The organism is Daejeonella sp. (genome assembly GCF_044348475.1).
Taxonomy (GTDB): Bacteria; Bacteroidota; Bacteroidia; order Sphingobacteriales; family Sphingobacteriaceae; genus Daejeonella.
Genome location: NZ_JBIKSU010000079.1, coordinates 1 through 7,846 on the forward strand (window position 1 = coordinate 1; position 7,846 = coordinate 7,846).

Annotated in this window: 6 protein-coding genes; 1 reads left to right on the forward strand and 5 read right to left on the reverse strand. The window is 41.1% G+C overall.

The genetic code is table 11. The annotated features are described in order from the left end of the window. On the reverse strand, positions 1-631 hold a 631-nt coding region (locus tag ACIQZ6_RS10750; RefSeq protein ID WP_395810948.1), incomplete at its 3' end, for a 2-oxoacid:acceptor oxidoreductase family protein. Further along, positions 632-2,404 (reverse strand): FAD-dependent oxidoreductase, encoded by a 1,773-nt coding sequence (locus tag ACIQZ6_RS10755; protein WP_395810950.1) that lies wholly within the window; start codon positions 2,402-2,404, stop codon positions 632-634. It abuts the gene before it with no gap. A gap of 400 nt (positions 2,405-2,804) precedes the next feature. Here ACIQZ6_RS10755 and ACIQZ6_RS10760 point away from each other — a divergent pair, with 400 nt between their 5' ends. Next, on the forward strand, positions 2,805-4,274 hold the full coding sequence (locus ACIQZ6_RS10760) for a sulfatase (RefSeq protein ID WP_395810952.1): 1,470 nt from the start codon (positions 2,805-2,807) through the stop codon (positions 4,272-4,274). Here ACIQZ6_RS10760 and ACIQZ6_RS10765 read toward each other — a convergent pair. The 3 genes from ACIQZ6_RS10765 to ACIQZ6_RS10775 form a co-directional block, all read right to left on the reverse strand. Then, a complete protein-coding gene (locus ACIQZ6_RS10765; protein WP_395810954.1) occupies positions 4,257-4,859 on the reverse strand; it encodes a peptidoglycan recognition family protein in 603 nt (200 codons plus the stop codon). The two genes, ACIQZ6_RS10760 and ACIQZ6_RS10765, sit on opposite strands and share 18 nt — an antisense overlap. A gap of 30 nt (positions 4,860-4,889) precedes the next feature. Continuing rightward, complete coding sequence (locus ACIQZ6_RS10770; RefSeq protein ID WP_395810956.1) at positions 4,890-6,398, reverse strand: arylsulfatase; 1,509 nt, start codon at positions 6,396-6,398, stop codon at positions 4,890-4,892. A 45-nt stretch (positions 6,399-6,443) separates the two neighbouring features. After that, positions 6,444-7,846, reverse strand: a 1,403-nt coding sequence (locus ACIQZ6_RS10775; protein WP_395810958.1) for a sulfatase, incomplete at its 5' end; no start/stop codon positions are given.

The window sequence follows — 7,846 nt, forward strand, 5'->3', positions numbered from 1 at the left end:
CTACCAATATCTTATTTCCAACTAGGTCGCGCCTTTCGAGCCTAATTTCAAGGGGAAAAGAAAAATTATCATGTATGTACTGAACGCCGAGTTTAAGCGCTTTAATGTTTAATGAGATGAGTTTTTCTTTACCCTCGAACTGCTCTGCCAGCAATTGCTCCAATACCTCAAATTCAATATCAAGCAATGCCGCTAAAGCACCCACATAAATAATGTTTTTGAATAACTGACGCTGTCGTGGATCAGTAAATTCACGAAGGCACATTTCCATCAATGGCATCCCGATATAGGTTACATCGTTTCGGATCAATTCTGGATGCAGAGCCTTGGTACTGTCATAGATGAAGTATCCTCCACTCCGTACCGAGCGAACATCATCTGGCATGCTCTGGGGGTTTACACAAACCATGATATCTACCCCTTCACGACGGCCCAAATAGCCTTTTTCGCTAACTCGAACATCATACCAAGTAGGTAAGCCCTGAATATTGGAAGGGAAAATATTCTTAGGAGTTACGGGAATACCCATCCTAAAAATAGCTTTAGCAAACAGATAGTTTGCACTTGCAGAACCCGTACCATTTACGTTTGCAAAACGTATGACAAAATTGTTGACTTTAGAATTAGGCATTTAGTGGCAGGCTTTGGTAACTTTATACAAATATTGCTGCATATCCCATGCAGATGTAGGGCAACGCTCAGCACAAAGGCCGCAATGCAGGCAAACGTCTTCATCCTTCACCATTACTCTTTTAGTAGGAAGGGTATCAGATACGTATAAATCCTGTGTGATATTAAATGCCGGAGCTTTTAAGCGGGATCTTAGATCTTCTTCTTCTCCATTGAGGGTAAAAGTGATACAGGAAGTTGGACAAATATCCACGCAGGCATCACATTCAATACATTTATCCTTTTCAAAAACGGTTTGAACATCGCAGTTTAAGCAGCGATGGGCTTCTTTGACTGCTGTTGCAATGTCAAAGCCTAGTTCCACTTCGAGTTTACGATCAGAAAGAGCCGCTTTTTTCTCGGCAAGTGGTACTATAAAACGCTGGTCATTCACTACATCATTATCGTAGCTCCATTCATGGATACCCATTTTCTTGCTCACCAAATTGGTGAATGGTGCAGGGCGTTCTGTGAGGGCAGTGCCCTGGCAATATAGATCGATAGAAATGGCCGCCTGATGCCCATGGGCAACTGCAGTAATCACATTTTTGGGGCCAAAGGCAGAATCTCCGCCAAAGAAAACCTTTTGGTTAGATGATTGATGTGTGGCACGATCAACAAAAGGCATTCCCCATTCATCAAAGTTTACACCCGTTTCTTTTTCTATCCATGGGAAACTATTTTGCTGCCCGATAGCTACCAGCACATCATCTGCTTCAATAAATACATCAGGTTCACCAGCAGGAACGAGCTTACGCTTTCCGCTATCATCGTATTCAACCATCACCTTTTCAAAAAACATACCTTTAAGGCTGCCATCCTCCACCACGAATGATTTGGGCACGTGATTCTCCAAAATAGGAATATCTTCATGCATGGCATCTTCAATTTCCCATGGAGAAGCTTTCATCTCAGAAAAAGGACTCCTAACTACTACTTTTACCTGTTCACCACCTAAACGACGTGAAGTACGACAGCAGTCCATGGCGGTATTACCACCTCCAAGAACAATCACCTTTTTACCAATCTTATGGGTATGTTCAAAAGCAACGCTGGCAAGCCATTCAATTCCGATATGTACATTTTTGCCGGCCTCTTCTCGTCCCGGAAGATCAAGGTTACGACCGCGAGGTGCACCGGTTCCAACAAAAACTGCATCGTATCCCTTCTCAAGAATTTCATTTAAGCTAGAAACATAGGTTTTGAAATGGGTATGAATGCCCATATCCAGGATATAGCCCACTTCTTCATTCAATACTTCAGTAGGTAAACGGAACGAGGGGATTTGGCTGCGCATCATTCCGCCGCCAGCCTCATGCTCATCATACAAATGAATTTCATAACCAAGGGGAGCAAGATCACGTGCAACCGTTAAGGATGCTGGTCCGGCACCAATCAAAGCTACCCGCTTTCCATTCATTTGAGAAGGAATTGAAGGCATATAGGCCTTAACATCATCCTTATTATCAGCAGCTACACGTTTTAGGCGACAAATAGCGACAGGCTCTTCCTCGATTCTTCCACGCCGGCATGCCGGTTCGCAGGGACGATCACAGGTGCGACCAAGTACTCCAGGAAACACATTGGATTCCCAATTAACCATGTAAGCTTCCGTATATTTTCCTGCAGCGATCAGCCTAATGTATTCAGGTACCGGTGTATGTGCGGGGCAAGCATACTGACAATCCACAACTTTGTGGAAGTATTCCGGATTTGAGGTATCTGTTGGTTTCAAAAATTATACAGCGTTAAAATGAAACTATTCTTAAATAAACAATATATGGTTCATTGAAATTTAAAAAATCTCAATATATTTTACTTGATGAATTCAATTTTCGGATCTGCCAATCAACCGCAGAAACATTTTATGCAGGTACTATTTTCTAAAAATTCAAATTTTAAGAAACGCGACTGAGGCAAACTAATTTTATTTCTATTTTGAATGCCTTTATGACTACAATTTAAAAAGACAATTTGATTTTTAGAAATAAATAATAATGGAATATATGCAATAAATTTCATCTTGTGAAAAATGTAGCGGAACGGATAGTAATTTTTTAATTTAAATCACAATCTTTAAAGAAGAGATTTCACTGCTAGCGCGCGCGTATTGCGCATGCCTTATTAACCTAATCATGATCAGAAAAATAAAAATCCTGTTAATGGCCCTGATAGTATTCACACTGAATCAATCTAGCACACCCAAAAAAACTGCAGTACCTGCAGGCCCAAATATCATTCTGATCTTTATGGACGACATGGGTTATGGCGATCTATCTTGCTATGGTGCACTCGATATAAACACCCCTAATATTGACCGATTAGCTTCAGAAGGTATTCGTTTTACGAATTTCCTGTCGGCGCAAGCTGTTTGCAGTGCTTCTCGTGCTGCAATTCTTACAGGATGCTATCCAAACCGCCTGGGCATCTCAGGTGCACTTTTCCCAGCTTCACCCATTGGTTTAGCTCCAGAAGAAATGACCATTGCCGATCTGCTAAAGCAGAATAATTATGCTACCGGAATATTCGGAAAATGGCATCTTGGCGACGCCCCAGAGTTTTTGCCGCTCAATCAAGGATTTGATGAATACCTGGGCATTCCTTATTCTAATGATATGTGGCCAGTGAATTACGATGGTACTCCGGCACAAACTGGGACTAGTAAATATCGCTTCCCCCCTCTTCCATTAATCCGGAATTCTGCGCCTCTTGATACCATCAGCACGCTCCAAGACCAGGCTTTACTGACAAGCAGGCTCACAGATGAAGCCATCAGTTTTATTCGTCGCAACAAAAAGAAATCATTCTTCGCTTATATTCCACACCCCATGCCGCATGTTCCGATCAATGCAAGTGCAGCTTTCAGAGGAAAAAGCAAACAGGGATTGTATGGAGATATGATTCAGGAGGTTGACCATAATGTTGGAAGGATTATGGATGCATTAAAAAAAGAAGGTCTCGAAAAAAACACGATGGTAATTTTCAGCAGTGATAATGGTCCTTGGCTGAATTTTGGAAACCATGCAGGAAATACTGCAGGTTTAAGAGAAGGAAAAGGCACTTCATTTGAAGGGGGACAACGAGTTCCATGTATTATTAGGTGGAGTGGTAAAATTCCCGGCGGCTTAGTATCCAACCAGTTAGCATCAACCATTGATCTTTTACCAACCATTGCCAAGCTAGCTGGAGCGCCGCTTTCTGACAAAAAAATTGATGGGATTGACCTTGGAGAGATATTAAAAGGCAACCTTCAAGCTAGCCCAAGGAAGAATTTTTTATATTATTATCGCAAAAACTCGCTTGAAGCTATTCGTCGTGATAACTGGAAACTAGTTTTTCAGCACCCTTCTAGATCGTACCTGGATCAGGCACCGGGTGTTGATGGATTTCCCGGAGCATCTCCCGAAAATGTAATGATGAATGAAGCACTTTACGACCTTCGCAGAGATCCGGGTGAGCGCTATGATGTGCAGGCCTATTTTCCGGAAATTGTAAAAGAACTAAAAGCACTTGCCGAACTAGCAAGAGAAGATTTAGGTGATGACCTTCAACAAAGAGCAGGTGCAAATAATCGTCAGCCCGGAAAATTAAAAAATAATCGGTGAAGAACTGGCCTGTAAAATGAGAGGTAAAAAATAAGTAGAACAATCAATAACCTTATTCCCACCAAAAAAATTAGTCCCAGGGCAGGATTTATTATTGCTGCTGCCATCATTCCTTTGCCCTGTGCTCAGGTTGAACCAGTGATGATAAACAATGCTTTGCGTATTCACAGGTATATTGAAACGCCGGCATAAAATAGCAGTCATTTGGATTATAGTTTCACGTTGCTCGGCCAACATGTCATCTTTGCCAGAATCAAAATTACCCAGATGCTCCAAACAAATACTAGTGGTATTTTGCCCTTTGATACAGACTGGCGCCTGCTCCAAAGGCCTACCACTCAAAATAGAGCCATCCGGAAAAGTAGAAAAATGCTGACCGATATCAGACCATCCATTGTGACTGATATGGTAGTTTTTCATGCCTTGCTGTAGCTCAAAATGGTTAGAACCATTAAAATCATCATAACAGGGGCTAAATGTATGATGCTGCTGAATAACCAAAACAGTACGGGCGAGCTGAATTGAATTTAGCCATTCTTCAAATTCTCGTATACTCCATTTAACTAAGCCAAATTTCTTTGTCATAGTAACTTGTTTTTAGTGTTCAAATTCAGATCAATAGTTCTTTACCGACTCCAGTTTGGCCATTAATTTTTTCAATACTTCAGGATTCTGTTCAGCTAGGTTTTTTGTTTCGGAGCCATCGTTTTTCAAATTATATAGCTGCGGTTTCATATTATTCCCTAATTCAATATTAACCTGAGGGTTAATGGCTGGTCCAGGACCAGGCGAAATATATTTCCAGTTGCCTTGAATAATTCCAAGCGTACTGTTTACCGCCTGCTGAATAACAAATTCGCGGTTTATTTTGCCACCAAGTAAAGTACTCAGACTGTTACGGCTATCCTGAGCATTGATCTTTCTTCCTGTCAATGCCGCCAGAGATGCATAGATATCAATCTGACTAAATAGGGCATTAGAAACGGTGCCCGACTTAATTTTTGCAGGCCAGCTAACCAGCATCGGGATCTTTGTACCCCCGTCAAAAGCACTGTATTTTCCACCTCTTAATATTCCTGATGGAGTATGTCCGTTCAATAATTCAACAGCTCTATCTTCATAACCATCATCAACCACTGCACCATTGTCGCTGGTAAAAATGATCAGGGTATTATTAGTAATTTTCAATCTGTCAAGGGTTTTTAATACCTCTCCTACGGTCCAATCTAGTTGTAAAATTGCATCGCCACGAGCACCCATCCCACTTTTACCAACAAAACGTGAATGCGGAACTCTGGGAACATGAATATCCTGTGTAGCGAAATAAAGAAAGAATGGATTTTTTGCATTTTTTTCAATGAAATTAACCGCTCTACCGGTAAATACATCTGCCATATCTTCATCGATCCAGCGTGCTCTTTTTCCACCGGTCATCCATCCAATACGGCTAACACCATTAATAATGGTTGCATCGTGGCCATGCGAATAGTTCAATTTCAATAATTCAGGATTTTCTTTACCTGTGGGCTCATTACCAATCTTTTCTTTATAGGATACGGTAATTGGATCAGCTGGATCAAGATCTACGATTCTGTAATTTTCCATGTACACACAAGGTACACGATCGCCCGTTGCAGGCATGATAAACGAATAGTTAAAGCCAACCTCAAGCGGACCCGGCTTAATATCAGAGTTCCAGGCCGGGCCACCGGCAGGGCCTAAACCTAAATGCCATTTGCCAACAACTGCTGTTTGATAGCCTGCTTTTTGAAGCATTAAAGGCATGTTTTCTTCGTTTGTTGGAATAATCAGCGCCGCATCACCCGGGGCAATATTGGTTCCCGATTTGCGCCAGGCATATTTACCGGTAAGCAATGAAAATCGCGATGGAGTGCAGGTTGCTGCGGTAGCATAGGCATTCGTAAATCGTAAGCCTTGATTGGCTATGCGATCAATATTTGGTGTCTTTACCTTTGTTGCACCATTGGCACTGATATCGCCAACACCCAAATCGTCTGTATAAATAATAACAATATTGGGCTTGCTTTGAGCTTTACAAACCAAGGGCAAGAGTTGAGTGATGCCAATACCAGCAAGAAAAAGAAATTTAAATCGATGAAGCATGAATTGTAGTTATACTAGTTTGTTAAAAAATATTGCAATAAAATTTTACCAGGTATTTCTAAATAGATGATCACCTTTTTTATCGGTGATCGGTTTAAGGGGAATGTATAAGCCCTTTGTTTGATCCAGCCAATCCCACAATTTTTTATTGAGATTTTTTGCTAGATCTTGTAATTCAGGATCTCTAATCAGGTTATTCATTTCATATGGGTCTTTTTTTAGGTCATAGAGCTGATCTATATCCCAAACCCCATGACTTCGAATAAACTTATATTGGTTTGTACGCACAGCATACTGAGTTGGGGTTTGAGGGAATGGATTTTCCCAATAATATTCATAAAATACTTCCTTCCTCCAGTTAGCTTCGGGCATCCCTTTCATCAAGTTGAGAAATGAATTACCCTCCATTTGAACAGGCTTTTTAACCCCTGCCATTTCGAGAATACTTGGCGCAATATCTATATTTAAAACCATTTCCTTCACTTTGGTTCCGGCCTTGATCAAAGCTGGAGAGCGAGCAATTAATGGAACCCTCATTGACTCTTCATAGGCATGCCTCTTATCAATCAAGCCGTGTTCGCCAAATGAAAATCCATTATCACCCATATAGATAATCAGTGTTTCTTTATCGAGGTCATTTTCTTTAAGGTATTCCAAAACCCTGCCTACGCTATTATCAATACCCATTAATGTTTCAAGATAATCAACGTAAAAGCTGTCAAAATCAGTTTGCCCATGATACATAAAATCTACTCCATGCCAGCTATCACGCTGTGCCCTCACCCATCGCGGAATATCTTTATAATTTATTTTATAAGCGCTAGAGTCGGCTTGCTTTCCACGTGTAAACTTTTTACTATCAACTCTTGCTGTTGAGAACATGGACACAGGATATTGAATCTGAATATTCTTATAAATGCCATTATCACGTTTTGCAGGTCTGAATTCAGCATGCACAGCCTTGTGGGATAGATAAACAAAGAATGGCTTTTTCTTATCGCGCTGCTTGAGCCAATCGATGGTCATGTCAGTTAAAATATCTGTAATGTATGCGCTATCCGTAAAAGCAACCATCTTACCATCGATATTAATTTTGGGATTATAATATTCTCCCTGCCCATTAAAACTCACCCAGCGGTTAAATCCCGGGCGCGGATCACTATTTCCACCTCCCATATGCCATTTACCGAAAAAAGAGGTTTGATAGCCCGCCTTTTGAAGATATTGTGGAAAAAAGATTAGTGATTTAGGTGCAGCTGCCTGATTGTCAACCACGGTATGAGTATGTGCATACTGACCGGTTAAGATAGATGCCCTGCTTGGTGAGCAAAGGGCCGTACTCACAAAAGCATTCTGAAAATGCGCACCTTCAGTAGCTATTCGGTCTAGATTGGGTGTTTTTAATCCAGGTACTTTCCCGGTAAATCCCATAAAATCAAAACGGTGAT

What these genes read in the sequence shown, in the direction of transcription:
- ACIQZ6_RS10770 (WP_395810956.1), bottom strand. Translation starts at nt 6,398, where the DNA reads ATGCTTCATCGATTTAAATTTCTTTTTCTTGCTGGTATTGGCATCACT.
- ACIQZ6_RS10760 (WP_395810952.1), top strand. Translation starts at nt 2,805, where the DNA reads ATGATCAGAAAAATAAAAATCCTGTTAATGGCCCTGATAGTATTCACA.
- ACIQZ6_RS10765 (WP_395810954.1), bottom strand. Translation starts at nt 4,859, where the DNA reads ATGACAAAGAAATTTGGCTTAGTTAAATGGAGTATACGAGAATTTGAA.